This is a genomic window from Gracilibacillus sp. Marseille-QA3620 (assembly GCF_054950035.1).
The window spans coordinates 199,137-225,176 of record NZ_CM143102.1; the positions used below are offsets into that span (position 1 = coordinate 199,137).

Annotated in this window: 25 protein-coding genes and 2 pseudogenes; 17 read left to right on the top strand and 10 right to left on the bottom strand. The window is 44.8% G+C overall.

Going from position 1 to position 26,040, the window contains the following annotated elements; genetic code table 11:
• Positions 1-54: 54 nt before the first annotated feature.
• Positions 55-913 (bottom strand): annotated as a pseudogene (locus ACY8DX_RS01100) (manganese catalase family protein).
• 322 nt (positions 914-1,235) lie between these two features.
• Here ACY8DX_RS01100 and gshAB point away from each other — a divergent pair.
• Positions 1,236-3,467 carry a bifunctional glutamate--cysteine ligase GshA/glutathione synthetase GshB gene (gshAB, locus tag ACY8DX_RS01105; RefSeq protein ID WP_439801956.1) on the top strand — a complete coding sequence of 744 codons (2,232 nt, stop codon included), beginning with the start codon at positions 1,236-1,238 and terminating at the stop codon, positions 3,465-3,467.
• A gap of 51 nt (positions 3,468-3,518) precedes the next feature.
• On the opposite strand, the gene ACY8DX_RS01110 is transcribed toward gshAB, so the two are convergent.
• On the bottom strand, positions 3,519-3,848 hold the full coding sequence (locus tag ACY8DX_RS01110; RefSeq protein WP_049672475.1) for a four-helix bundle copper-binding protein: 330 nt from the start codon (positions 3,846-3,848) through the stop codon (positions 3,519-3,521).
• A gap of 123 nt (positions 3,849-3,971) precedes the next feature.
• Between ACY8DX_RS01110 and ACY8DX_RS01115 the strand changes: the two genes are divergently transcribed.
• The 7 genes from ACY8DX_RS01115 to ACY8DX_RS01145 all read left to right on the top strand — a co-directional run bounded on the left by ACY8DX_RS01115 (position 3,972) and on the right by ACY8DX_RS01145 (position 9,947).
• Positions 3,972-4,736 (top strand): MerR family transcriptional regulator, encoded by a 765-nt coding sequence (locus tag ACY8DX_RS01115; protein ID WP_082197217.1) that lies wholly within the window; start codon positions 3,972-3,974, stop codon positions 4,734-4,736.
• A 211-nt stretch (positions 4,737-4,947) separates the two neighbouring features.
• Positions 4,948-5,496, top strand: a complete 549-nt coding sequence (locus tag ACY8DX_RS01120) for a helix-turn-helix domain-containing protein (protein WP_049672474.1) — start codon at positions 4,948-4,950, stop codon at positions 5,494-5,496.
• Between the two features lie 28 nt (positions 5,497-5,524).
• Entirely contained in the window at positions 5,525-6,631 is a 1,107-nt protein-coding gene (locus ACY8DX_RS01125) for an ABC transporter ATP-binding protein (protein ID WP_049672473.1), read from the top strand.
• Entirely contained in the window at positions 6,621-7,412 is a 792-nt protein-coding gene (locus ACY8DX_RS01130; RefSeq protein WP_049672472.1) for an ABC transporter permease, read from the top strand. Before ACY8DX_RS01125 ends, ACY8DX_RS01130 begins: the two co-directional genes overlap by 11 nt.
• Before the next feature lie 10 nt (positions 7,413-7,422).
• On the top strand, positions 7,423-8,223 hold the full coding sequence (locus tag ACY8DX_RS01135; protein WP_049672471.1) for an ABC transporter permease: 801 nt from the start codon (positions 7,423-7,425) through the stop codon (positions 8,221-8,223).
• Positions 8,220-9,293 carry an ABC transporter substrate-binding protein gene (locus ACY8DX_RS01140; protein ID WP_049672470.1) on the top strand — a complete coding sequence of 358 codons (1,074 nt, stop codon included), beginning with the start codon at positions 8,220-8,222 and terminating at the stop codon, positions 9,291-9,293. Before ACY8DX_RS01135 ends, ACY8DX_RS01140 begins: the two co-directional genes overlap by 4 nt.
• A gap of 120 nt (positions 9,294-9,413) precedes the next feature.
• Positions 9,414-9,947, top strand: a complete 534-nt coding sequence (locus ACY8DX_RS01145) for an REP-associated tyrosine transposase (protein ID WP_439801958.1) — start codon at positions 9,414-9,416, stop codon at positions 9,945-9,947.
• Between the two features lie 812 nt (positions 9,948-10,759).
• Here the strand turns inward: ACY8DX_RS01145 and ACY8DX_RS01150 are convergent.
• The 4 genes and pseudogenes from ACY8DX_RS01150 to ACY8DX_RS01165 all read right to left on the bottom strand — a co-directional run bounded on the left by ACY8DX_RS01150 (position 10,760) and on the right by ACY8DX_RS01165 (position 14,376).
• Positions 10,760-11,977: pseudogene (locus ACY8DX_RS01150) on the bottom strand (ISL3 family transposase).
• A 181-nt stretch (positions 11,978-12,158) separates the two neighbouring features.
• Positions 12,159-12,893 carry an amino acid ABC transporter ATP-binding protein gene (locus tag ACY8DX_RS01155; RefSeq protein ID WP_462406058.1) on the bottom strand — a complete coding sequence of 245 codons (735 nt, stop codon included), beginning with the start codon at positions 12,891-12,893 and terminating at the stop codon, positions 12,159-12,161.
• 13 nt (positions 12,894-12,906) lie between these two features.
• Positions 12,907-13,572: an amino acid ABC transporter permease gene (locus ACY8DX_RS01160; RefSeq protein WP_049672466.1), complete on the bottom strand. Its 666-nt coding sequence runs from the start codon at positions 13,570-13,572 to the stop codon at positions 12,907-12,909.
• Between the two features lie 24 nt (positions 13,573-13,596).
• The gene (locus tag ACY8DX_RS01165; RefSeq protein ID WP_462406059.1) at positions 13,597-14,376 is read right to left on the bottom strand and encodes a transporter substrate-binding domain-containing protein; all 780 of its coding nucleotides are present in this window, start codon (positions 14,374-14,376) and stop codon (positions 13,597-13,599) included.
• Between the two features lie 204 nt (positions 14,377-14,580).
• Between ACY8DX_RS01165 and ACY8DX_RS01170 the strand changes: the two genes are divergently transcribed.
• Together ACY8DX_RS01170 and ACY8DX_RS01175 are read left to right on the top strand one after the other, a co-directional pair.
• On the top strand, positions 14,581-14,835 hold the full coding sequence (locus ACY8DX_RS01170; protein ID WP_049672465.1) for a metal-sensitive transcriptional regulator: 255 nt from the start codon (positions 14,581-14,583) through the stop codon (positions 14,833-14,835).
• A 74-nt stretch (positions 14,836-14,909) separates the two neighbouring features.
• Positions 14,910-15,206, top strand: coding sequence for a rhodanese-like domain-containing protein (locus ACY8DX_RS01175; RefSeq protein ID WP_049672464.1), 297 nt, complete (start codon positions 14,910-14,912; stop codon positions 15,204-15,206).
• Between the two features lie 37 nt (positions 15,207-15,243).
• On the opposite strand, the gene ACY8DX_RS01180 is transcribed toward ACY8DX_RS01175, so the two are convergent.
• The 3 genes from ACY8DX_RS01180 to rraA all read right to left on the bottom strand — a co-directional run bounded on the left by ACY8DX_RS01180 (position 15,244) and on the right by rraA (position 17,613).
• Positions 15,244-16,539: a hemolysin family protein gene (locus tag ACY8DX_RS01180; RefSeq protein ID WP_049672463.1), complete on the bottom strand. Its 1,296-nt coding sequence runs from the start codon at positions 16,537-16,539 to the stop codon at positions 15,244-15,246.
• Between the two features lie 269 nt (positions 16,540-16,808).
• Complete coding sequence (locus ACY8DX_RS01185; RefSeq protein ID WP_462406877.1) at positions 16,809-16,865, bottom strand: hypothetical protein; 57 nt, start codon at positions 16,863-16,865, stop codon at positions 16,809-16,811.
• 271 nt (positions 16,866-17,136) lie between these two features.
• On the bottom strand, positions 17,137-17,613 hold the full coding sequence (gene rraA, locus ACY8DX_RS01190) for a ribonuclease E activity regulator RraA (RefSeq protein WP_049672462.1): 477 nt from the start codon (positions 17,611-17,613) through the stop codon (positions 17,137-17,139).
• A gap of 146 nt (positions 17,614-17,759) precedes the next feature.
• On the opposite strand from rraA, the gene ACY8DX_RS01195 reads away from it, so the two are divergent.
• Positions 17,760-18,659, top strand: coding sequence for a diacylglycerol/lipid kinase family protein (locus ACY8DX_RS01195; RefSeq protein WP_439802385.1), 900 nt, complete (start codon positions 17,760-17,762; stop codon positions 18,657-18,659).
• A gap of 63 nt (positions 18,660-18,722) precedes the next feature.
• Entirely contained in the window at positions 18,723-19,523 is an 801-nt protein-coding gene (locus ACY8DX_RS01200) for an AAC(3) family N-acetyltransferase (protein WP_462406060.1), read from the top strand.
• A gap of 226 nt (positions 19,524-19,749) precedes the next feature.
• Here the strand turns inward: ACY8DX_RS01200 and ACY8DX_RS01205 are convergent, their stop codons facing one another.
• A complete protein-coding gene (locus tag ACY8DX_RS01205) occupies positions 19,750-20,358 on the bottom strand; it encodes a histidine phosphatase family protein (RefSeq protein ID WP_462406061.1) in 609 nt (202 codons plus the stop codon).
• A gap of 161 nt (positions 20,359-20,519) precedes the next feature.
• Here ACY8DX_RS01205 and ACY8DX_RS01210 point away from each other — a divergent pair, with 161 nt between their 5' ends.
• The 5 genes from ACY8DX_RS01210 (at position 20,520) to ACY8DX_RS01230 (ending at position 25,967) form a co-directional block, all read left to right on the top strand.
• Entirely contained in the window at positions 20,520-20,849 is a 330-nt protein-coding gene (locus tag ACY8DX_RS01210) for a metal-sensitive transcriptional regulator (RefSeq protein WP_049672459.1), read from the top strand.
• An 11-nt stretch (positions 20,850-20,860) separates the two neighbouring features.
• A complete protein-coding gene (copZ, locus tag ACY8DX_RS01215) occupies positions 20,861-21,067 on the top strand; it encodes a copper chaperone CopZ (protein WP_049672458.1) in 207 nt (68 codons plus the stop codon).
• Positions 21,068-21,112: 45 nt separating this feature from the next.
• Complete coding sequence (locus tag ACY8DX_RS01220) at positions 21,113-23,518, top strand: heavy metal translocating P-type ATPase (protein WP_049672457.1); 2,406 nt, start codon at positions 21,113-21,115, stop codon at positions 23,516-23,518.
• 420 nt (positions 23,519-23,938) lie between these two features.
• Entirely contained in the window at positions 23,939-24,703 is a 765-nt protein-coding gene (locus ACY8DX_RS01225) for a hypothetical protein (RefSeq protein WP_049672456.1), read from the top strand.
• Positions 24,704-24,893: 190 nt separating this feature from the next.
• Positions 24,894-25,967 carry a D-alanine--D-alanine ligase gene (locus ACY8DX_RS01230; RefSeq protein WP_462406062.1) on the top strand — a complete coding sequence of 358 codons (1,074 nt, stop codon included), beginning with the start codon at positions 24,894-24,896 and terminating at the stop codon, positions 25,965-25,967.
• Positions 25,968-26,040: the final 73 nt, after the last annotated feature.

Here is a 26,040-nt window from a genome sequence, read left to right on the forward strand (position 1 = left end):
TATTCAATAAAACAGAGAGCCATTCGACTGGGAACGGCTCTCTGTCTTGTCTTTTTAGGCATTCATATCCTGGATTCCCGGGGCATGCTCATTTGGCATATCAGGCATTTGCGGGACAGGGAAGCCTTTTGGCGGAGGTACTACGGCCAATGTACCGCCATTACGGCTTGGTGTTTGTCCGCTGAAGACCTCGGCAATTCGTGTTGGGTCGAGGCGGAAATTGAACTGGGCATTATGGAAGCCCATGTCTACATATTTTTTGCACTCAGGATATTTATTGATGTCATAGTTGGGGACAGGGAAGAGCTTGCCCCAATCAACACCTAAAGTATTAAGTGCCTTGGCAAAAGCATTTTGGTGGGCGTTGTCCCGTACAATCAAGAAGCCAAGTGTTTCTCGGAATGTTTGGTTATTGCTCCATTTCGTAAATACGGGTTTTTTGTAATACACCAGTGGATTCCAATGTCACATTGTTAAGGAGGTTAGCAATGAGGTTGCCATGGTCATATACCCATGAGCCGTTCCAAGGGTTGCCGCCAGCATCAACAGGAATGGATGCCTGGGCACCCATAATATAGTGATGGGGATTGGCATGCTTAATGGCTTCATCAAGCGGGGCTCCATCTGTTCCGCCGTCACCCGGCTGATCAGATAGACCAGAACCGTTCAAAAGCTGGTTAATTGTGTTTTGAACGAGCTCAACATGGGCAATTTCCTCTAGGAAAATACCGCGAATTAAATCTCGGTATTGGGTAGCCTTGCCTCTGAAATTGCTGCTCTGGAAGAAAAATTGCATCATCGTGCGCATCTCGCCAAACTGGCCGCCTAAAGTTTCCTGCAGGACTTTCGCCGCGGCAGGGTCAGGTTTATCAGGCTTAATAATATTGATTAATTCCTCTTTATAGTAATACATAGATTTCGCCTCTTTCATGTAGAAGTAGTAAAGATGTCCACCTTGGCATTAATGTTTTAAGTTGGTTTATTCATGTATTACTATGGTATAGACCGGCTGATATTATGTAGAAAAGCTGCTGTAAAATAGCCAAGTATCCTTTGTTGGTTTTATATAGTCCTTTGATGAGAAGACAAAGTATGTATACCCAAAAGGTAAAAAGAATTAAAATAAAGTTATCGAAGGTCACACTGAAGCGGAAGGTTCAAAGGAATTTGGAGAAGCTAAAGAAATCCTGACGCATCATCTATAAATTCAGATGGTTTTTAGAGGGGAGACATCAATGATACAGACAGATCAGAGGCTTCTAGCAGCCATACAGCAACATGGATTAGCGTCCCTCCTATTAAAGGGCAAGTTTGGACTAGAGAAAGAGAATGTACGAGTCGACAAGAACGGGAGACTCGCTTTAAGTGAACATCCTTCAAGCTTTGGGCGAAGGGAGACACATCCCTATATCAAAACAGACTTTTCGGAAAGTCAGATCGAGATGGTAACGCCCGCATGCTCTTCCATTGAAGAGGCATATGATTTTCTCAGTAATCTGCAGGACATCATCAGCATTGAACTGGAGAAGAGAGGCGAGTATTTATGGACGAGCAGTAATCCGCCAATTGTCCCCAAGGAGGATAAGCTCATCCCGATTGCCCATATGCAGGACCCGGAGGAAGAGGAATATCGGGTAAGGCTAGGCGAGAAATATGGACGGAAAAAGCAACTGATGAGCGGAATTCATTATAATTTTTCTTTTTCAGAGGACTTGATTCACTCTTTACACAAGGAAATCGGAAAGGGCTGTGACTATCGAGAATTTAAAGATCAGCTGTATTTAAAGGTAGTTCGTCATTTACACCGTTATCTCGGACTAATCATTCAGATTATGGGAGCAAGTCCAGTTTTCCATGACTCCTACGGAGATTTTTGCCGAGAGAGGGCAATCCGGCTTGGAGAAGACTGTTATGTGAAGCATGATGTTCCTTCAGTCCGGAATAGCAAGTGCGGCTACCGAAACTTACGCGATTTCACCATTTCCTATCAATCCATCGACCGTTATATTCGAGGACTGCAGCAATTAATAGAAGAAAAAGAACTAATGAATGAGAAGGAGTTTTACAGCCCTGTCCGTCTAAAGGCTGGGAAGAAGGGCGACACCCTTCATCAGCTGGTGGAAACGGGCATTGAGTATATCGAGATTCGTTTATTTGATCTTAATCCTTTCTATAAGAATGGAATCAGCAAAGAGATGCTTTATTTCATCCATGCCTTTGTCTTATATATGTTCTTCCTTGAGGAGAAAGAGCAGGAAGTTAAAGAGGAGCAAATCCTTTTCGGTATGCAAGAGCTCTATCAGGAAATGGAGCTGGAGTGGGCGAAGAAAGCGGCAGATTGGGGAGCGGAAAGATATCAAAATCCATCTGAAAGCTATGCGGAGCAAATTATTCGAGCTGTTAAGGAAGATTCCTACATAATGTTTCATATGAAACAATCTTTTGCCTTTTTACAGGAGAGCAAGGCGACCTCCTATCGCCTTGCAGGATTTGAGGATATGGAGCTTTCAACTCAAATCCTGATGAAGGACGCTATCGCAAAGGGATTGGAGATAGAGGTCTTGGACCGCAGCGAGAATTTCATTCGCCTTTCAGACAGCCGTCATACTGAATTTGTGAAGCAAGCAACAAAGACATCCTTGGACAGCTATAGCACCGTGCTTATTATGGAGAATAAGCTGGTGACAAAGGAGGTCTTGAAGCGGGCTGGAATCAGGGTGCCTAAGGGGGATTCCTATGATGCAATTGAGGAAGCGGTAAAAGAGTACCCTAAGTACGGTGGTTCACCAATCGTCATCAAGCCGAAGAACACGAATTTCGGTATAGGGATTACCATCTTTACGGAAGGGTACCATTTGGAGGATTATCGCCGAGCCTGTGAAATAGCATTTGAACATGATCGTACCATCTTAATAGAGGAATTTATTCAAGGCGAAGAATACCGTTTTTTAATATTGGGCGATGAGGTTGCAGGCGTTTTACGCCGTGTACCAGCAAATGTTATGGGGGATGGCCGCTCAACCATTGCTGAATTGATTCAACGAAAGAATGAGGATCCATTACGCGGAAAAGGCTATCGGACTCCACTTGAGAAGATTCAAATGGGGGAGGCAGAGGAGATGCTTCTTCATCAGCAGGGCAGAAGCTTCTCAACTGTTCCAGCAAATGGTGAAGTCGTCTACTTACGTGAGAATTCCAATATCAGTACTGGCGGTGACAGCATCGATAAAACGGATGAAATCCCGGAGCTCTATAACCGAATGGCGCTGCAGGCTGCACAAGCAGCAGGCGCCGTCATTTGCGGTGTGGATATGATGATAAAGAGCTTGGACGGGAAAGGATCGGAGAAAGATGCGGCTATTATTGAATTGAATTTCAACCCGGCCATCCATATTCATTGCTATCCCTTTAAGGGGGAGAACCGCCGGATTGGGAAGAAAATTCTAGACCTTCTATTCTCATCTTAAAAAAGAACCCTCTGGAAATGAATGTCTTCGTTTCCAGAGGGTTCACTTACATTAAGCAGCCATTCTGCGGCATAAATCTGCACAGCTTAGGCAGGCTTCTGCACATACCTGGCAATGGTCCATATCATGCTTTTTGCATTCCTGTCCGCAGGCCTCGCAAATAGCTGCGCATAGTTTGCAGATATCCTTTGCAAAAGGGCTGTTGGATTGCATAGACTTTGCGGCAAAGGCGCAAATATCTGCACATTCACGATCCAGTCTGATGCACTCGCTCATCATCTTCACATCATCTTCTCTCAAGCATGCGTCAAAGCACATATTGCATGCATCCATGCAGGCAAGGCAGGCATCAATGCAATCTTGGTACATATTCTCCTTCATGCTTTATCCTCCTCTGTAGCTTTTATCCATTTGTTCTATTCCCTGATGAAATTTCATTAAACAAAACCATTGACCTTCACGTAGCGTCAGGCTGTACGATGAAGGAAAGGGAGGTGGTTAAAGGTGTATAGAATTAAGGAATTAGCTGATATGTCCGGCATCAGCATTCGCACCCTCCATTACTATGATGAAATTAATCTTCTAAAACCGAGCCAGCTGGAAGACAACGGATACCGTCTGTACAATGAACAGGATGCCGCCCGCCTTCAGCAAATTCTATTCCTAAAGGAACTGGACTTTCCGCTCAGCAAGATAAAAAGGATTCTTGATGATCCTCAATTCAATGAAGAGGAGGCCTTGCGGATGCACAGGAAAATCCTCATTGAAAAACGAGACCGCTTGATGCGTATTATTCAATCGGTAGATGAAACAATTGAAGCGATTAAAGGAGGAAAAGAGATGGATTCAAATAAACGGTTAAAGCCATTTGACCGAAGCAAGCTCGACCAATTCCAGAAGCAATATGAGCAAGAGGTTAAAGAAAAGTATGGTCAAACAGAGGCCTATGAACAATCAGAGAAAAAGCGAAAATCGTATAAGGACGATGATTTTGCACGAATCGAGCAAGAACGAACTGCCATCTTTGAGAGAATTGCGGCCGTCATGGACCGGAAGCCAGAGGAGGATGCCGTGCAGGAGCTTATCCATGAGTGGCGCATGCATATTACACGGTACCATTATAATTGCACAATAGAGATTTTCCGTGGACTCGGGGATATGTACACAGCCGATGAACGCTTTAAGGAAAACCTCGACAAAATTAAGAACGGACTCGCAGACTATATGAGCGAAGCCATTCGTATATACGGAAGCCGTCATAATGAATGAGAAGGAGAGCGCTGAAAGGCGCTTTTTTTATTGGGGTAAATTTTTTGCTATTTTTGCAGAAAATAAAAACATATTATTTTCAAGAATAAAATGTTGAAGTTTACCAATAATCCTGTATAATAATCAAGGTCAAAAGTAAACTAAAAGTTTGATGACAATAAACTTTCTCTATCACAGGTTTACTAATAATAAACCGATTTGAGGTTATAGAATGTTACAAGCGATTGGAAGCAAAATAAAAAACTTACGATTAAAAAAGGGGCTCACACAGGAAGAACTAGGTGAGAGGACGGACTTAAGCAAAGGCTATATATCACAGCTGGAGCGAGGACTCAGCTCCCCGTCAATTGAGACCTTCTTTGATATTTTGGAGGTTCTTGGGTGCACGCCAAAGCAATTCTTTGATGAAGAGGAAAGAATCCAGAAGGTCGTCTACGGAGAAGGAGACACGACAGATTTCGTTGATGAAGAGCGCGGTTATCAAATTCAATGGCTTGTCCCTGAATCCAACGAGAAGGAAATGGAGCCCATTCTTTTGACTCTGCAGGAAAAGGGCGAGTTCAAGAAGTTCGAGCCATCCCTGTCTGAAACATTTGCGTATGTATTAAAAGGAAGAATCATGATAACTCTGGGCAAGAAAGAATACTATGCCAAGGCTGGGGAAGCAATCTATTTCAGCGCGACAGAAGATCATCAAATCGTGAATGATCATGCTGGAGAGAGCGAATTATTGCTTGTAGCGACGGAGTCTTATCTGTAATTAATCGTCCATAGAAGGAGTAATGACCATGACTAATCAACCCATTATTCGTTTTGAGAACGTCACCAAGCAATATGATGACGATCCAGCCGTATTGAAGAATGTTAGCTTCGAGATTGAACGCGGGAAATTCTACACGCTTCTCGGTCCGTCCGGCTGTGGTAAAACGACTATCCTCCGTCTGATTGCTGGCTTCATGCAGCCATCAGAAGGAAATATTTATTTCGATGGAAAACGGATTAACGATGTTCCTGCCAATGAACGCCAAGTGAACACGGTCTTCCAGGACTATGCGTTATTCCCTCATTTGAACGTATTTGAAAACGTCGCCTTCGGTCTGCGTATCAAAAAGATGAAGGGTGCGGAGGTAGCAAAAAAGGTAACCGAGGCTCTGCGTTTCGTGAACTTAGCCGGTTATGAAAACCGTGAAATCAAAGAAATGTCCGGCGGTCAGCGCCAGCGTGTTGCTATCGCGCGTGCGATTGTGAATGAGCCGGAAATTATCCTTCTTGATGAACCGCTATCCGCCCTTGACTTGAAGCTTCGCACAGAAATGCAATATGAGCTCCGCGAGCTGCAGCGCCGCCTTGGTATTACCTTTATCTTCGTCACACATGACCAAGAAGAGGCACTTGCCATGAGTGATGAGATCTTTGTTCTGAACAAAGGGCGCATCGAACAAAGCGGAACACCAACAGATATTTATGACGAGCCGGTCAACCGCTTCGTTGCTGATTTCATCGGGGAATCTAATATCGTACCAGGTAAGATGATTGCGGACTTTAAGGTCAAATTTGGCGAAAAGGAATTTGACTGTGTCGACCAAGGCTTTAGACCAAACGAAACAGTGGAAGTTGTTATTCGTCCAGAGGACCTTGAGATTACATCCCGTGAGAAAGGGAAACTGCAAGTGCGCGTTGATTCTCAGTTGTTCCGCGGTGTCCACTACGAGATTTGCTGTTTTGATGAGGCAGGTAATGAATGGCTCGTTCACTCCACGAGAAAAGCGATTGTGGGAGATGAGATTGGCTTGAATTTCGATGAGGAAGCGATCCATGTCATGCTGCCGGGGGAAACGGAAGAAGAATTCGATAAACGTCTAGAAGCGTATGATGAGGCCGGCCATGAAGAATAGAGCCAAAACCTTATATCTCATCCCATACACACTTTGGATTGCGCTATTTGTCGTCTTCCCAATCCTTTTGGTTGTTTATTATTCCTTCATCGGCATTGATGGCGGATTCACGCTTCAGAACTATGCGAAGTTCTTTACGCCGGTATACTTAAGAATGACACTTAGCTCATTCTGGTACGCCTTTATTGTAACGGCACTCGCTTTATTGATTGCCTATCCAACGGCATTATTACTGACAAAAACAAAGCATAAGCAATTATGGCTTCTATTAATTATTTTACCGACTTGGATCAATTTGCTTTTAAAAGCATATGCCTTTATTGGCATATTCGGCACTTACGGTGCTGCCAACGCCTTCTTGGAGGTGCTCGGCATTGGAACGCAACAAATCCTGTTCACGGATTTCAGCTTTATCTTTGTTGCCACTTATATCTTTATCCCGTTCATGCTTCTGCCAATCTATAATGCGCTTGAAGAAATGAACCAATCCTATGTTGATGCGGCAAGAGACCTTGGAGCATCCAAATGGGTGACCTTCCGACGCGTCATCCTTCCGCTAACGATTGACGGGGTTAAATCAGGGGCACAAGCCGTCTTCATTCCTGCCTTGTCACTCTTCATGATCACACGCCTGATTGCGGGTAACCGTGTCATCACACTTGGTACCGCGATTGAACAGCATTTCCTCGTCACCCAGGACTGGGGAATGGGTGCAACGATTGCCGTGTTTTTGATTATTGCCATGGTGTTAATTATGATCCTGACAGGCAGAAGAAAGTGAGGGATGGGAAATGAAGAAATTTAAACTATCAAATCTATACTTAATTCTTGTGTTTGCCATCCTGTATGCGCCAATCTTCTATTTAATGTTTTACTCCTTCAATGCGGGTGGAACGATGCATAATTTTGATGGATTCACACTTGACTGGTATAAGGAAGTTTTCGCTGATACACGGCTTTTAATTATTGTTTTAAATACTCTGGTTATCGCTCTATTATCTGCCTTGATCTCCACCGTTCTAGGTGTGTTTGGCGCTTTGGCCATCCATGAAGTGAGGAAAAGAAGAACAAAAAATACGCTGTTATCATTAAACAACGTACTTATAGTCAGCCCTGATGTTATCATCGGTGCCTCTTTCCTTATTATGTTCACGATTATCGGTATCAAGCTTGGCTTCGTATCCGTGCTTCTGTCACATATTGCTTTCAGTGTGCCAATCGTCGTCATCATGGTGCTGCCAAAGCTGCAGGAAATGAGCCCGACCTTAATCGATGCTGCACGCGACCTTGGGGCAAGCCAATGGAATGTACTCACGAAGGTCATTCTGCCATTCATCACACCGGGAATCTTTGCCGGGTTCTTCATGGCATTGACCTACTCGCTCGATGATTTCGCCGTTACCTTCTTCGTAACAGGAAACGGCTTCAGTACCTTATCAGTCGAGATTTACTCTATGGCACGCCAAGGAATCTCGTTGACCATCAATGCCTTGAGTACATTGCTATTCCTGTTCACAATCCTATTGGTCATCGGGTATTACTTCATTACCAAACGCAGCGGTAGGCCACAAAAAATGGGGGTTAGAGAATGAGTAAATTAACCCGCTCACTTATCATCATCCTGGTTGTATCCTTCGGTCTTCTTTATTTAATCAATCGATTGAATAGTGCAGAAGGATACTCAGGTGACAATACATTGACCGTCTACAACTGGGGAGACTATATCGACCCGGATTTAATTGATAAATTTGAAGAAGAAACAGGCATCAAGGTCATCTATCAAACCTTTGATTCCAATGAAGCGATGATGACAAAAATCGAACAAGGCGGAACAAGCTATGATATCGCTGTTCCATCTGAATACGCCATCAGTAAGATGAAGGAAGAAGGCCTGCTCCATGAGCTTGACCATGACAAGCTGACAAACCTTCCATACATTGACGATCGATTTTTGAATCTATCCTTTGATGAAGATAATAAATACTCGATTCCTTACTTCTGGGGAACAGTCGGAATCGCCTATAATACAAAAATGCTCCCTGACATGAAATTCACCAGCTGGAACGACCTTTGGAGCGAAGAACTCGAAAATCAAATCCTCCTCGTAGACGGCGCCCGCGAAGTTATGGGAATGGGCTTAAACAGCCTGCATTACTCGCTCAACGACACAAATAAAGACCATCTCGTAGAAGCGAAAAACAAACTCGACACCCTGACACCAAATATCAAAGCCATCGTCGGGGATGAAATCAAAATGCTGCTTGCCCAAGAAGAAGCAGCCGTTGGTCTCGTCTGGTCAGGCGACGCCGCCGACATCATGTGGGAAAACGAAAACATCGACTACGTCGTCCCAGAAGAAGGATCTAACCTCTGGTTCGACAACATGGTCATCCCAAAAACAGCCACAAACATAGACGGGGCACACCAATTCATCAACTTCATGCTTGACCCTGAAAACGCCGCCCAAAACGCAGACTACGTCGGCTACTCAACGCCGAACACCGCTGCTTTGGACATCCTTGGCGAAGAAGTCTCAAGCGATGAACGCTTCTACCCATCCGAGGAACTAACCTCAAGACTCGAGGTCTACAACAACCTCGGAAAGAAAATGCTCGCCTACTATAACGAGCTATTCCTGGAATTTAAGATGCATAAGAAATAGGATGGATGAAAACCGGAGCCTTTGGCCTCCGGTTTTTATGTGTTTTTTGGAGGAAATGGGGATAGGGTGGGCGAATGAAAATAGGGTGGAGGGAATACTTTTGGAAAGGAGGAAAAAACATTGCCAATACCACGTTCATGGATTGATGATGCTATTTATCACATTACGAACCGAGGAGCTAGAAAGGAACCGATATTTTTGAACAATATAGATAAATATCGATTTCTTCTTATTCTCACAGAAGCCCATCATAAATATCAATTTAAACTTCACGCTTATTGTCTTATGAACAACCACTTTCATCTCCTCATTCAGTCCACCACACATTCTCCGAGTAAAATCATGCAAACCATCTTGCAGCGCTACTCCAGTTATTTCAATCGCACATATCAAACTCAAGGTCATGTCTTTCAAGATCGCTTTCATGCTATCCATGTAGATCAAGAGAATTATTTTCTCAATGTAAGCAAATATATTCATCTAAACCCAGTAGTAGCTGGGATGGTTGCAAAACCGGAAGACTACCAATGGAGCAGCTACAACTCTTTCATCAAGAACACGCAAAGAAATCACCCCTTCATTGAAACAACCAAGACCTATTCTTGCTACCAACATAATCCGCGTGAGATGTATCGGAAATTCGTAGAAAAATAGTTAAATAGTAAGGTTGAAGGCAAGGGAAACCCTTGCCTTTGAATTTGGTAGGAGGTGTGGGTGAAGGATGGGAGAGAGGTGGGAAGAGCCACGCAAGTCCCACCCTTCGCCCATGGAAGGGATAGGAAGAGTGGGTGAAGGATGGGAGAGAGGTGGGAAGAGCCACGCAAGTCCCACCCTTTGCCCATGCAAGGGGTAGGAAGAGCGGGTGAAGGATGGGAGAGAGAAGGGAAAAGCCACGCAAGTCCCACCCTTCGCCCATGCAAGGGGTAGGAAGAGTGGGTGAAGGATGGGAGAGAGGCGGGAAGAGCCACGCAAGTCCCACCCTTCGCCCATGGAAGGGGTAGGAGGTGTGGGGAAAGGATGGGAGAGAGGTGGGAAGAGCCACGCAAGTCCCACCCTTTGCCCATGCAAGGGATAGGAAGAGTGGGTGAAGGGTGGGAGAGAGAAGGGAAAAGCCACGCAAGTCCCACCCTTCGCCCATGCAAGGGGTAGGAGGTGTGGGTGAAGGATGGGAGAGAGGTGGGAAGAGCCATGCAAGTCCCACCCTTCGCCCATGTAAGGGATAGGAAGAGTGGGGAAAGGATGGGAGAGAGGTGGGAAAAGCCACGCAAGTCCCACCCTTCGCCCATGCAAGGAATAGGTAGAGTGGGTGAAGGGTGGTCGAAAGGTGGGCATCGTCAGAGAAAGCCCACACAAAGAGGGTAAAGGGTGGGCACAAGTATTGCCACCATCCTTTCATTACCCACCCACACCCAATAAAAAACGGTTCTTTTTCAAGTGTTGGGGTAGAGTCTTTTTGCTCTACTCCCTTATCCTAATGAATGACCGATGTTTTTATATTGATGGTGGAGGAGGATCCTCGCGCGGAATCGGGTGAAATTCCGATAGCCAAATCCATTCCGTTTCATCACCTTTGTTAAGTTGTTTAAGCCTTCCACAAACCCATTCGAGTAATTGAACTCGAAGCGATTTAAGATTTCTCTTTCCCAGTTTCGATACGTTTGGACTGTCTTGCTCAATTCAGGAATGCCACTCCCTTCTACCTTCTGATAGAACTGACGAAGTTCTTTCTGTGTCTCCAGAATCCCTTTTCCTCCATTTTCTTTTGCCTTATAAAACCAAGTATAAAAGGCCTCCTTGAGCTCATATGCTTTCTGGAGTTCAGGGGAAAAGCTGAAGTATCGCTGAAGAAGCCACTGGTCTTTCTCCGTTAATTTATGGGCGGCTTTATGAAAGATATAGCGGGCTTTCTTGCATTTCTTCCGGTCATATTCATGCCACCTGGCCTGTTCTCTCACTCGCACCCGATCCAGCGCCCAATTCATATATCGGACAAAGTGGAAGCTATCCGCCACAATGATGGGCCGCCCCAACGCCTCTTGAACTGCTCTCTTAAAGGCTAAACTCATATCCATGACAACCACTCGGACCTTCGCTCCGTGTTTACGCAGGTAATCCTTGATCGTATCCTTCCGGCGATTCGGAAGAATATCGATGGGCTCTCGTGTTTGGGCATCCGCAATGATAAGCTGAAACTTTTCCTTCCCGGTGTTCCCCTTGAATTCATCAATGGCGATCACTTCTGGCAAGGCAGCCGATCCCTTCATGGAGTCCGGGACAATGGCATCAAACCGGCGGATGATGGTACTGACGGATGTATGATATTGAGCGGCGATTTCGGTGAATGTCTTGGCTTTGACTGTACGTATCTGGACTTGTTGGTTCCATTCTTTTGAGAAGCGTTGATACCGATCGACAAACGGGTTCTGTTCGGCAAACCTCTTTCCACAAGGACAAACATACCGCCGTTTGCGGTATTGCAAAACCGTTGGTCATTCCGCCATTTTAAGATGCCGAACGGACTGAATCCGATAATCATGGACTTTCTGCGTTTCCTCGCCACATCTTGGACAGGTATGCGGTGCCATGGGCATCTCAACGGTTATTTCAAAAACACCATTATCCTTCACCTCGGACTTTGTCACCCTTACACCTTCTAAACCCGGCAATGTTATGATAAAATTCAAGAGCACACATCTCCTTTTCGACTTGTTTCTGGACAATTCAAGTATAAGAAAAGTGCAGCATGTGTGCTCTATTTTTTATGTCCATTTTTTTGGACACCCCAACATTTAGTATAGAACCTAAAAAACACCCCCAAAAACCTGGGGGTGCCTTCCTTCCTTCCTTCCTTCCTTCCTTCCTTCCTCAAAACTGGCTGCTGAAAAATTCTCGTGTCCGCTCCTCCTGCGGGTTGTCGAAGATTTGCTCGGGTGTGCCGCGTTCGAGGATGTTTCCTTCGTGCATGAAGAAGATCCAGTCGGCGACTTCGCGGGCGAAGGACATTTCATGGGTGACGATGATCATGGTCATGCCTTCTTCGGCGAGTTCTTTCATGGTGAGCAGTACTTCTCCGACGAGCTCTGGGTCGAGGGCGGAGGTGGGCTCATCGAAGAGCATAATGTCAGGTTTCATGGCGAGTGCCCTGGCGATGGCGACACGCTGTTTCTGGCCGCCGGATAGTTTGCTTGGGTAGACGTCGGCTTTGTCTTCTAGCCCAACTTTTTTCAAGAGTGCCTTGGCTTCTTGTTTAGCGGTTTCCTTTGGTACCTTCTTCACTTGGACCGGTGCTTCGATGACGTTTTCGAGTACGGTCATGTGCGGGAAGAGGTTGAAGTGCTGGAAGACCATGCCGATTTTTTGACGGACTTCATTGATGTTGTGGGTGGTGGTTTCGATTTGTTCCCCTTCGATGATGATTTTGCCGCTGTTCTTTTTTTCGAGATAGTTGATGCAGCGAAGCAGGGTGCTTTTGCCGGATCCGCTGGAGCCGACGAGGCAGACAACGTCGCTTTCGTGGATGGTCATGTCTATATTTTTTAGGACGTGAAGGTCCCCGAATGATTTGTTTAGGTTTTCAATTTTGATCATTTCTCGTGCCATGTTTTATTCCCCCTTACTGGTCGCTAATGGACATTTTCTTTTCTAGTGCGCGCAGGCCGAGTGTGAGAATGGCGACTAGGATTAGGTAGTAGACGGCGACGATGAGCAGGTAGTTCATCTCGTCGAAGTTGTTGGACCCGAGTGTGGTGGCAACGTTGAATAGTTCGTTCAACGAGATAAAGGCTGCCAAGGAGGAGTCCTTTAAGCCGATGATGAATTGGTTGCCAAGCGGCGGCAGGGCTCTGCGCAGTGCCTGCGGGAAGATAATTCGGCGCATGGCAAGTCCGCGGGTCATTCCGAGTGAGCGGCCGGCTTCCATTTGGCCTCTGTCGATGGATTGAATCGTTCCGCGGAAGATTTCTGCAATATAGGCACCGTTATGGAAGGCGAGTGCAAGTGAGGCAGCCCAGAAATCCGGTATGAGGAAGATGCCGCTGAATCCAAAGTACAGGATGAAGATTTGTACGATGAGCGGTGTACCGCGAACAAGGTAAATATAAGCATCAGAGACGTAGCCAAGAATTTTGATGCGAGATATCTTTAATAGGGCAACGACTAAACCGATAATGATTCCGATTAGGATAGAGACAACTGTTAATTCAAGCGTTAAAATCATGGCATCGAAAAAGACGCCGCGTGTATCAATTAATGTGTTAAAAAAATGCGAGAAACTCGGCAATCGAAACAACTTCCTTTCTATCTATTATTCTGGTTTTGTTGTAATATCTTCTCCAAAGTATTTCATGCTGATTTCCTTTAAGGTACCGTCTTCGCGGAGTGAATCAAGGGCATTATTGACTTCCTCGAGCAAAATGGGATTATCCTTTGGAATGACGACTGCCTGTTCGCTTCGTTCAATCAGCTGCTGGCCGATAATTTCGAAGCCTTCTTTGGCAGCGGTTGCTCCTGTGACAAAGTCGGTGATGACAGCATCATGGCGCCCGTTACTGAGTGCCTTTAAAGCGGTTATGTCACTGTCATACATTTTTATGTTGGATGTATATTGGCTTGCGGTATCTGCATATGTAGATCCTTTGGCAACAGCGACTTCTTTTCCTTTTAAGTCTTCGACCGTTTTAATTTTGCTGTCAGGCCGGGTGAATATTTGGGGACCTGAGTAGTAGTAGGGGGTGGAGAATAAGACATGCTTGGCTCGTGCGTCATTGATGGTGTGGCTGGCTACGGCAACATCGGCGCGGCCGGTTTTGACTCCTTCTACGATTCCCTTAAATTTCATTTGTTTCTGGACAGGCTCGAGGCCAAGCTCTTTGGCAATGGCTGCTCCGACTTCAATGTCAAAGCCTGTCATGGTCATATCGTCATTCATATAGCTGAATGGCCGGAATTCACCAGAAGCCGTATAAATGAATTTGCCTTCTTCAATTAGTTCAGCGCCGCTTTCCATTTTGTCCTTTTCAGCACAGGCTGATAGGATACCGGCGCAGATGATGAGGATGGCAAGTGACATGGATCTCATTTTCATATGATAGAATCTCCTTTCGACAAAATGGCATATCATCTTTTACCCTAATACAGACACTCAATAACCATTTATTTCATTTTTATCCTATAAACAGGTAAAAAGATGGAGTTTATTGCTTGAGAAAATGGGAATGAATGCGTACAATGACATTCAATTAGATAAGGAATCGTTTTTCGGGTATAATCTTCTAAAGGAGTGAAACGGATGGAATATAATGACCAGGTTAAGAACCGTGTGAAGCGGATGGAAGGCCAGCTTCGCGGAATTTTAAAAATGATGGAAGAGGGCAAGGATTGTAAGAATGTCGTGACTCAATTGTCGGCTGTTCGTTCAGCTGTGGATCGAACAATCGGGGTGATTGTGAGTGAGAATCTTGTGGAATGCGTGAAGACAGCTGAGGGAAAAGAGCAGGAAGCCTTAGTGAATGAAGCCGTCAGTTTATTGGTGAAGAGCCGATAGTTCAATGATTGGCTTTTTTTAAGCTTATTTGTTATACCTAGAGGGGTAAAGAGATTTCGGGAGGAATGAAGAACGTGAAAACAATTGATCCACAAGAAGTGCAGTCTCGTCTTGAAGCAGGAGAGCAGCTGAATATCATTGACGTGCGTGAAGCGGATGAGGTGGCAGGAGGCAAGATTCCAGAGGCCTTGCATATTCCATTGGGGCTTGTTGAGTTTCGAATGAATGAATTGGATAAGAATAAAGAGTATTTCGTTGTGTGCCATGCAGGCGGACGAAGTGCCCGTGCTGTACAGTTTTTAGAGTCATATGGATATGATGTTACGAACATAAATGGCGGCATGCTTGCATGGGAAGGCGAAACAGAATAAAGCTGAAGAAGGCGGCAAATCGATGCCGCCTTCTTTTTTATCCAGCTTTCTTAATCTCGATATAAAGGATATGATATTCTTCGGCTTCTGTGATGGTGAAGATATAGCCTTCTTCCTCAATAGAATCACCGATAATCACGTCCATCTTACGGGTTAAGTACCAGCCCCCGATAGTGTCTATATCAGGGTTGTCGATATGAATGCCGAGCAGGTCATTCACCTCAGATAATAGCAATTTAGAATCAACAATATAATGGTTATCGCCTAGTTTCCGTATTTCCGGAAGCTCGTCATCATCAAATTCATCACGAATCTCACCGACGATTTCCTCAAGGATATCTTCTACTGTGACAAGTCCGGAGGTTCCGCCGTATTCATCGAGCAAGACCGCCATATGGGTTTGTTCTTTTTGCATCCTTACGAGCAGGTCATGAATAGGCACCGATTCAATGACTGTAATGATTGGCTTGATAAAGGGCTCGATGGGCATATCCATCTTCATGCCGGAACGAAGGCAGGCCGTCATAAGCTCCTTCGTGTTAATTAAGCCGATGATGGAGTCTTTGTCTCCATCTGCAACTGGAAAACGGGTGTATTGCAGGTCATAGAGCTCCTCAAGAATATCCTCAAGCTTATCATCCTTCTGGAAGACATGGATTTCAGTACGCGGTACCATGATCTCCCTTGCGAGACGCTCATCAAATTCAAAGATATTGTTTACATATTTATATTCAGATTGATTGATTTCGCCTTTTTGGTAGCTGTCGCTTAAGATCATGCGCAGTTCTTCCTCGGAGTGAGCAATATCTCCCTCAGATGAAGGCTTGATGCCAATCAGCCCAGTAATGAAACGTGCAGAGTGGTTCAGTGCCCATATGATTGGGAAGGTAATCCGGTAGAACATGATCAATGGTCCAGAGAAGTTTACGGTAATAGCTTCTGCCTTTTGGATGGCCACAGATTTAGGCGCTAGCTCCCCAACAACCACATGCAGGAATGTGATTAGCGAGAAGGCAATCACGAATGAAATCAAGGATGCTGCGGATTCCGGAATATGCAGTTTAACGAATAATGGATCAATAAGCGCTTTTACAGTCGGCTCACCTAACCACCCGATACCGAGAGAGGTGATGGTAATGCCGAGTTGTGTAGCGGATAAATATTCATCTAAATGAGTGATGACTCGTTTAGCATTAATCGCTTTTTTGTTGCCTTCCTCGATTAGTTGATTGATTCTCGTCGCGCGCACTTTGACAATGGCAAATTCGGATGCTACGAAGAACATAGTGCTCGCAAGCAGGATGAATAGTGCGATTAATTTAGCTGTGTACATTAGTCCTCTTCATCCCTGTATTAGGAGGATGAAGATTCACCGCCTTTCTGATAAAACCTCTATAATCATTTTACCATTCGTGCCAAACTTAAACACAATATAGAAAGATGGATAAAATCACCTATTGATAGAATCTCTCATGACAAGGGCTTCCATTTTATGATACCCTGATAATAAGAAATAGCCGTGAATGGTGGGCATTCACGGCTATTGAAGAATCCACATCCTGTCAGAGGACAGGGAAACAGGCCTCTATTTACACAGGGGGCCTATTTTTTTATCGTGATAATGCTGAGCAGCAGAGTAGCAAAGCCAAAAGTGACCATCAAGGTTTCAAAGACTGTCAAAATGTATCACCCCCATTCTGTGGGAGATTGTCTTCATCGTGGATGTGGTCTTGTTTGTCCATTATAGCAAACAATCGAACAAATAAGAACATACGTTCGTTAATTTAACCAAAAAATGACTTTTGACATGCAATGTAAGCATTTAATATCTCGTTGGAGAAGCGGCAGTAAAGTTTCGTCACCTCCATGGAATCAGCAGAAAAAAGGCATCCGGTTTAACCGAATGCCTTTTTGGCTGTATATAGATGACTCATGTGTGCACAGGCTTTTCTGCGAGCAGAATACCATCATCATCTGCATAAACGTACTGGCCAGGAATCCAATCTACTTCCCCAAAGGAGAGAGGGATATCTTTCGTTCCCTCGCCGCGTTTCTTGCTTTTGAAGGGGCATGTCCCGATTGCTTTGATACCGACCGGGATGGTCGCTAATTCAGCGGAGTCACGGACACAGCCGTTAATGATGATTCCATTTATTTGGCGGTCCCGGGCGATGCCGGCTAAAAGGTCACCAAGCAGGGCGCAATTTCTTGAGCCGGCCCCATCAACGACAAGAACAGTTCCAGGCTCAATCGTTTGCAGGCTTTCCTTCACTAAAGAATTATCCTCAAATACATCTACGGTTTGGATATAGCCATGGAACTCTCTCTTTCCTCCATATGAGGATAAGTCCATTCGGCATAGTTTAAGTTGATCAGCGTAGTCATCACATAAATCTGCGGTTTTCATCTATTTCCACCCCCCTCTGTTCAGAAAAATCAGTTTATTTTACAATTATAGTCAAAATGATACAGGCCTGCCAGAACAATGGTTTTGTTCCCATGTAAAAATGGGAAAATAAAGGGGGATAGAATACGGAAAAAATGAGGGGGAAGATGATGGATATGTATAACCGTGCACTGTTCATTTACAATCAAACGGCTGGACAGGCAGATACAGAGAAAGCACTGGCAGCTGTCTTGCCAGTTATAAGTGTGCATGTTAAACAATTAGAGGTCATACAGACAGAGCGTGAGGGAGAGACAACAGAACTATGCAGGGAATGGGGAGAGAAAGCTGACCTGATTATTATACTTGGCGGGGATGGCACCGTTCATGAGGCCATCAATGGTGTAGCAGAATTGGACAAGAGACCGGTTTTAGGGATACTACCTGGGGGTACATGCAATGATTTCAGCCGGATGCTTAGCATGCCGCAAAATCTTGCAAAGGCCGCTAAGAGCCTTATGGAGGGCAAGACACAGCTTTTAGATGTTGGGAAGGTTAATAACCACTATTTCTTGAACTTTTGGGGAGTCGGTCTTGTAGCAGCTACCTCAACGAATATAGATGATACTCAAAAGAAGGTAATCGGAAAACTGAGTTATTTCCTCAGTGCCTTGAAGACAGTGCAAATGACAGAGCCATTTCGATACACTCTTCGAGGGGATGATCATGAATTGGAGGGAGAGGCCGTAATGATTCTTGTCATGAACGGTCGGTATATAGGCACAAATTCAATTCCTTTTCCGAATATGAAGGTTGATGACGGTCTATTTGATGTGCTGATTGTTAAGGATTCCTCCTTTGGTGCCTTCATAGAAGTATTCAATCTGGAAGAGCTGCCGCCAAACGAGAAGGAAGCACAAGGGAATTTGCAGCATTTCCAAACATCATCGCTTTCTGTGAAGACGACACCGGTTCTAGCGGCAGACACAGATGGGGAAATATATTCTGAGACACCAGCTGAATTGACTGTTCTCCATAAACATATTGAAATGATTGTCGGCGCCTAGATGAAGCTCATGTCTTCCATCAAGTAGTATAATAGAGAAAAACGATGAAATGAGAGTGGGGCCATGAATAGTTTGATCGATCAAACGCCTTTCCCAAGGACGAGGGACCAACTGCGAAAAGATTTGCGTGAGCTTGGGGTAGATGCGGACATGACCTTGCTGGTTCATAGCTCACTATCCTCCATTGGGTGGATTAATGGGGGAGCCGTCGCACTTATCCAGGCGATAATGGATGCTGTGACAGAAGAGGGCACAATTATCATGCCGACTCAATCAGCTGATTTATCAGACCCGGCTGAGTGGCTGCTGCCACCGATTCCGTGGGAATGGTGGGAGACGGTTCGCAGTACGATGCCTGCCTATGATCCCGATGTCACACCGACCCGCGGGATGGGCAAGGTTCCAGAGCTGTTCAGAACCTTCAAGGGTGTCAAAAGAAGCAGTCATCCGCAGGTATCCTTTGCCGGCTGGGGGGCTAGGAAGGAAGAAATCCTGTCCGCCCACAGTCTTGAATATGGGCTTGGGGAGCAGTCACCGCTAAGGAAAATGTATGATTTAGATGCCTATGTCCTGTTTATTGGGACAACCTATGAAACGAATACATGCTTTCATCTGGCAGAGTACAGGGCCGGAAATCGAGCGGAAATTATGAAAGGAGCGCCAATCATAATAGACGGTGTCAGGAAGTGGGTGGAATTTCACGACCTGGATTATGATGATACCGACTTTGACGAGATTGGCGTGGAGTTTGAGAGGGAACATAAGATTATGCGCGGCAAGATTGGCAGTGCTCATTCCCGCTTATTCTCGATGAGAGAAGCAGTCGATTTCGCGGAGAAATGGATGAAGCATTCTACAAGATAAAAAATGCGGCTGGGATATAAGTATTTCAGCCAATGATAAACCCGAAGGATTAGACGATAAAGGTATCTATCGTCTAATCCTTCGGGTCTTTATTTGTTGTTTTCCATGCATTAGTTGATTGTGGCTTTCCATTATTAGTGACTAGTGGAACGAACTTGTCTTTCCAACTGCTATTTAACAGGAAGAATAATTAATTAGGTTTTGTCTCAGCTCTTTTTCGTAGTCATTATTCAACATGCTGCATATCGTTTTCAAAAATTAAGTTCAATTGGCCGTTTTCTACCTCTACTTTAGCTAGGCTTGTATTGCCGGGAGGTGTGGCTTTAAAGACATCAGAGAGCGGGATGTCCTTGATATACGTCATCAGAACACGAAGGAAGATGGAATGGGTAACGATAAGGATGGTTCCTTCTTTGTTCTCCTCAATAATGCGTTCAAATGCTTGAACAGCTCTTTTTCTAACATGTTCAAAGGTTTCGCCGGAATTGCGGTCATAAAGATGCGGTTTTTCCCAGAATGTCTTGAAATCCTCTGGGTATTCAGCCTCCACCTCTTCACGGATACGGCCGTCCCAATCTCCGAAGTTCATTTCGCGCAAATCATCCATTTGAATGAGACTGATTACACGGTCGCCAATAATATATTGGGCTGTCTCATATGCTCGTTTTGAGGAGCTGCTATACACTTTATCAATAGTGGTGTCAGCTAAGCGATTGCCAAGTGCTTTCGCATCCCTGATGCCCTTCTCCGTTAATTCTCCATTGCCCCAGCCTTGCATGCGGCGGTTTACGTTCCATTCGGTTAGTCCATGTCTTGTTAGATATATTGTAAGCAAAGCACATGTCTCCTTTTTTATTGTAGATACTGTTTATTATATCCCACAATAATGATGGATGAAAAAGATTGAAATATTGGCATTTCCCTAGTTTGAATCTATTGCATACCACTAGGGGGTATGTTAACGTAGAAGAGAACATTATGAAAGGGGGGCTTTAGATGACCGACGGCGATGAGAAAGTATTAGATTGCTGTGAGCATACAACGGCAAGAACAAGCCACCACTCAGAGGAAACAAAGCGTAATCTGGTCCATCGTCTTAATCGTATTGAGGGACAGATACGCGGAATCAAGGGCATGATCGAGAAGGACGTTTATTGCGATGATGTCATTACCCAAATTGCAGCAACACAGTCAGCACTGAATTCAGTTGGCAAGCTCCTGCTTGAGGGCCATATGAAGAGCTGTGTGCTCGAGAGAATACAGGATGGGGACACAGAGGTTCTGGATGAAGTCTTGATTACCATACAAAAATTAATGAAAAAATAGGAGGAATAAAGATGAAAACAGATGTATTGAAAGTAAGCGGTATGTCTTGCGGACATTGTGTAAAGGCAGTGGAGGAGAGTGTAGGAGGTCTTGCAGGAGTGAAAACGGTCGCTGTTGATTTAAACGGGGGCAAGGTTGAGGTTTCTTACGATGAAAGCGCGGTTACGCTTGATGCTATTAAGGAAACCATTGATGACCAAGGATATGAGGTAGAATAACCCCCCTTATAGGCCATTGGTTTCTTCCTTAGAGAGGTGAAAGGAATGAAGGAAGTTCATTTTCAAGTGACTGGAATGAGCTGTGCGGCTTGTTCAGCACGAATAGAGAAGGTTCTTGGCAAGATGGACGGAATCGAAGAGGCCAACGTTAATCTCGCTACCGAGACATCCACAGTAGTGTACGATCCTAAAAAGATAACTGTACAGGACATCAAGGATAAGGTGGAGAAAATCGGATATGGTGTGGCAACGAAGCAGACGAATCTCGTCATCTCAGGAATGAGTTGTGCTGCCTGTGCAACGAGAATTGAAAAAGGCTTATCAAAAATGGACGGTGTCATTGGGGCAAATGTGAATCTTGCCTTAGAAGAAGGTACGGTTGAATATGATGAAAGCCAGGTGTCTGAGAGGGACCTGATTGAGAGAGTCGAGAAGCTTGGCTATCATGCAGCGTTGAAAGAGGATGCAGAAGCAAAAGAGGATAACCCGCGCGAGAAGGCCATTAAGAAACAGCAGTGGAAGTTCATTATTTCGGCTATCCTGGCTTTTCCATTGCTATGGACGATGTTCGGACACTTTAGCTTTACGTCATGGATGTATGTGCCGGAGTTCTTGATGAACCCATGGGTGCAATTAGCCCTTGCGACACCAGTTCAGTTTATTATCGGCTGGCAATTCTATGAGGGGGCCTATAAGGCGCTTCGCAATGGAAGTGCCAATATGGATGTTTTGGTCGCACTCGGAACATCGGCTGCCTATTTCTACAGCTTATATGAAGCCATTAGAAGTGCAGGTCATGCTGGCCATCATCCAGCTCTCTATTTTGAAACGAGTGCCATCTTAATCACGTTGATTTTGCTGGGTAAATTGTTTGAAGCAAAAGCGAAGGGGCGTTCCTCAGAGGCTATTAAGAAGCTGATGGGCCTCCAGCCGAAAACTGCTGTTATTATTCGTGACAATGAGGAAGTGACCGTTCCGCTTGAGGAGGTCCGTGTGGATGATCTTATTTATGTGCGGCCAGGAGAGAAAATTCCGGTCGATGGAGAGGTCATAGAAGGATCCTCCAGTGTGGATGAATCCATGCTTACAGGAGAAAGTGTACCGATTGATAAACAAGCTGGAGATAGGGTGTATGGTGCAACACTCAATAAGAACAGCTTCCTCAAGATTAAGGCGGTTAAGGTTGGCAGAGATACAGCGCTCGCGCAAATTATTAAAGTGGTCGAGCAGGCCCAGGGCTCTAAAGCACCTATCCAGCGATTGGCTGATAAAATTTCCGGGATTTTCGTGCCAATCGTCGTCGGAATTGCCATCCTTACCTTTATTGCTTGGTATTTCATCGTTTCACCAGGCAATTTTAGTGAGGCATTGGAGAATACGATTGCTGTCCTCGTTATTGCCTGCCCGTGTGCATTAGGGCTTGCTACGCCGACCTCCATTATGGCAGGTTCCGGCAGGGCGGCTGAACATGGCATTCTATTTAAAGGTGGAGAGTATTTAGAAACATTCTATCAGATTGATACGGTTATTTTTGATAAAACGGGGACGCTTACCTATGGAAAGCCTGCCTTAACGGATATCAAGCTGCTGGGTCAATGGAGTGAGGAGGAAGTGCTGCAGATTGCGGCGGCTGTTGAAAAGCCCTCTGAGCATCCTCTGGCTGAAGCAATTGTGGAGGCGGCAAGAGAACGCCAGCTGCAATTAAAGGCAGTCTCGTCCTTTGAGGCTGTTCCGGGATATGGCGTTGTCGCTGAGCTTGATGGCCGGCAGATTCGTGTCGGTACAAGGCGCTTGGTCGAGCAGGCAGGCTTGCCCATTATGGACGTTGAACCATTGATGGCTGAATTAGAGAGTATGGGCAAAACGGCTATGATTGTGGCCGTTGATGAAGAGATTGCCGCAGTTGTGGCTGTTGCTGATACAATCAAAGAAGAATCCGCTCGTGCTGTCAAAGAACTGCAAACCCAGGGTATTGAAGTATGGATGATCAGCGGAGATAATCAGCGTACGGCGGAGGCGATTGCTAAGCAGGCAGGAATCACGCATGTCATCGGGGAAGTGCTCCCTGAAGGAAAAGCTAATGAGGTTCGCAATCTTCAAACGCAAGGCAGAAAGGTTGCCATGGTCGGTGACGGGATTAATGATGCCCCAGCGCTTGCATTGGCTGATGTCGGCATTGCAATCGGCACAGGCACTGATGTGGCGATGGAGGCAGCTGATATTACGCTGATGAAGGGTGATGTGCAAGGTGTTGCCGATGCTTTATATGTAAGCAGGCAGACCATGAGGAACATCAAACAGAATCTTTTTTGGGCATTTGGCTATAATGCATTAGGCATTCCGGTGGCTTTCTGCGGACTGCTTGCCCCATGGCTCGCAGGAGCAGCGATGGCGTTTAGCTCGGTCAGTGTTGTATTGAATGCTTTGCGTCTGCAAAGATTAAAACTCTAAAGAGCGAATGAGCGGTGGGGAACAAACTGATTGTTGCCCACCGCCCATTTTTGTACATATTATCTTGAAAAAGAAGGCAAGAATGTAGATTTCGGTCTTCCTGCCGATAATTAAGCCGATAGATGCTCCCTTCTCGACTTGGGGATTTCATCCTGATACGATAGGTTTATTATGGTTAAATGCCTTAAAAACAGGGCAAAATCTATCCATGTGTTTTACCAATGTTACAGCCATTTTACAATATGATTTTTTTCCCGATTTATGAATCTTTTTTACGTTTAATTCGTCTAAAATATAAGGGAAGAAAGAACGGACTTATTATTTGTCTAGAATAAGTATTTCGATGCGTTTAAATAGATTGGCAGTTGCGTGCTCAGACAGGTATTTCTGAATGGGTATATGTCGGAGGGGTTTGTAATAATGAGAAGTGTTAAGAGAGATTTCATCTATCTTCATAAACAAGAGGCAGAACATTTCGTTGCTTCGTTTGGGATTGATTTCTGCTCCTTCATGCAGGCAATGAAGGAGTTGCCTGAGAATTTATTGCTGCTTGACCATCCTTTCATGGATGTTGAATTTGACATGCATACACACTTTAATTATGTAACCTTTCCATCCTATAAGCGGTTTTGCAAGGAGAACGGCAAGGAAATCGAACAGCTGGTCTGGATGGACTTTGAGGATATTGACGGGCTGGAGGAGCTTGCTCCGTGGGAGATTGCCGAGATTTTATATGTGCGGCATACCTTTAATCATTTACGTTCCCCTTTTTATCAGAAAATGAATAATCGCTTTGTCTATTTAACGCAGGAGGATGGCCTCTATAATAAGATTTACTATCGCAGCTGGCAGGATTTCTATGAGATTCTATCCAGAATGATTCCTGAGCTGGCCGAATGGAGCAAGGCGGAGCGAAGCTTTTTTGGCACAAAGAAAAAGGTCAGTCTGCCTGATGTGCCGCAAGAAATGATCAAGCAATTGTCCCCAATCTTTAATGAAGGTGCCATTATCAGCTTCGAGAAATCTATTAATACGAGGCAGACAGCTGAAATACCAGTATGGTCTGTCGGGGACTTCTCCCATGAGGATGACCTTGAGCATGAGCTGAAAAATGTATATCGTACAAGGCAGACAGCGAAGCTTGTTTTCCAGAAGAAACAAAAAGAATGGACGCTTGTTCGTTAAATTAATTAACCTCCCTATAAAAAGGGAGGTTTTCTCTTTTAAAATATTCACAACCAGGATGAAAAAATGCATATAATAAGATGAATGTGTGATTTGCCCAGAATGGACTATTCAGCTCGCAGGATTCATTTCATGTTCTGAAGGGGAATGATACAATAGACTATGGATTAATTAACGGAGGTACGTTTAAATGAAAATTAGACTTGGGTTATTATATGGCGGAAAATCTGCTGAACATAAAGTGTCAATGCAAACAGCGCTTGCTGTGATTAAAGCATTGGATGCTTCTAAATTTGATATACATCCGATTTACATAAATGAAGAGGGTCAATGGATCAAGGGACCTCAGCTTGAAGGGCCGGTCGAATCCGTGAAACAATTGGAATTTGGCACGAATGAGGGAGCCATTGAAGCAACTGGATTTAATAGCATTGTCGCACAAGAATCTGGTGAAGGCTTTGACGTTGTCTTCCCGCTTCTGCATGGGCCAAACGGGGAAGATGGAACGGTTCAAGGATTATTAGAATTGTTGAATATCCCTTATGTTGGAAATGGTGTGCTTGCTTCCTCTGCAGGGATGGATAAGGTTGTTATGAAGAATATCTTTGCACAGGCAGGACTTACACAAGTGGGATATTCATCCTATCTTCGTTCAGAATATACAGGCAATGAAGAAACGATTTGTGACGAAGTCGAAAAAGAAATCGGCTATCCTTGCTTTGTGAAACCAGCTAATCTTGGCTCAAGTGTTGGAATCAGCAAGGCAGACAATCGCGAGGAGCTTCTGGCAGCCTTTGCGGAGGCGTTCCAATTCGACCGCAAAGTCATCATTGAAGAAGGTGTCAAGGCGCGTGAGGTTGAGCTTGGCGTGATTGGCAATGATTATCCGGAAGTGTCTGTCGCAGGTGAGATTATCCCGAAAAAAGATTTCTATGATTATAAAGCGAAATATGAAGATGGTGATACGGCTTTAGTCATCCCGGCTGAGATCACTGAGGAAGAATATGCGAATCTAAAGGAAATGGCTATTAAAGCCTACAAAGCATTAGATTGTTCTGGACTAGTGCGAGCGGACTTCTTCTTGACTGCGGAAGGTAAAGCGTATATTAACGAAGTGAATACCATGCCTGGATTCACGCCGTTCAGTATGTTCCCACTGCTATGGAAGCATACGGGCGTAGAATACCCGCAGCTGATTGAAAAGCTTATCCAATTAGCTCTTGAACGCCATGCGGAAAAACAAAAAATTAAATACACCATCTAAGCCTATAGATGTATTGATAAGGGTAAGTACATGCTGAATGGTATGTACTTACCTGAATTTCAGGGACGAAAAA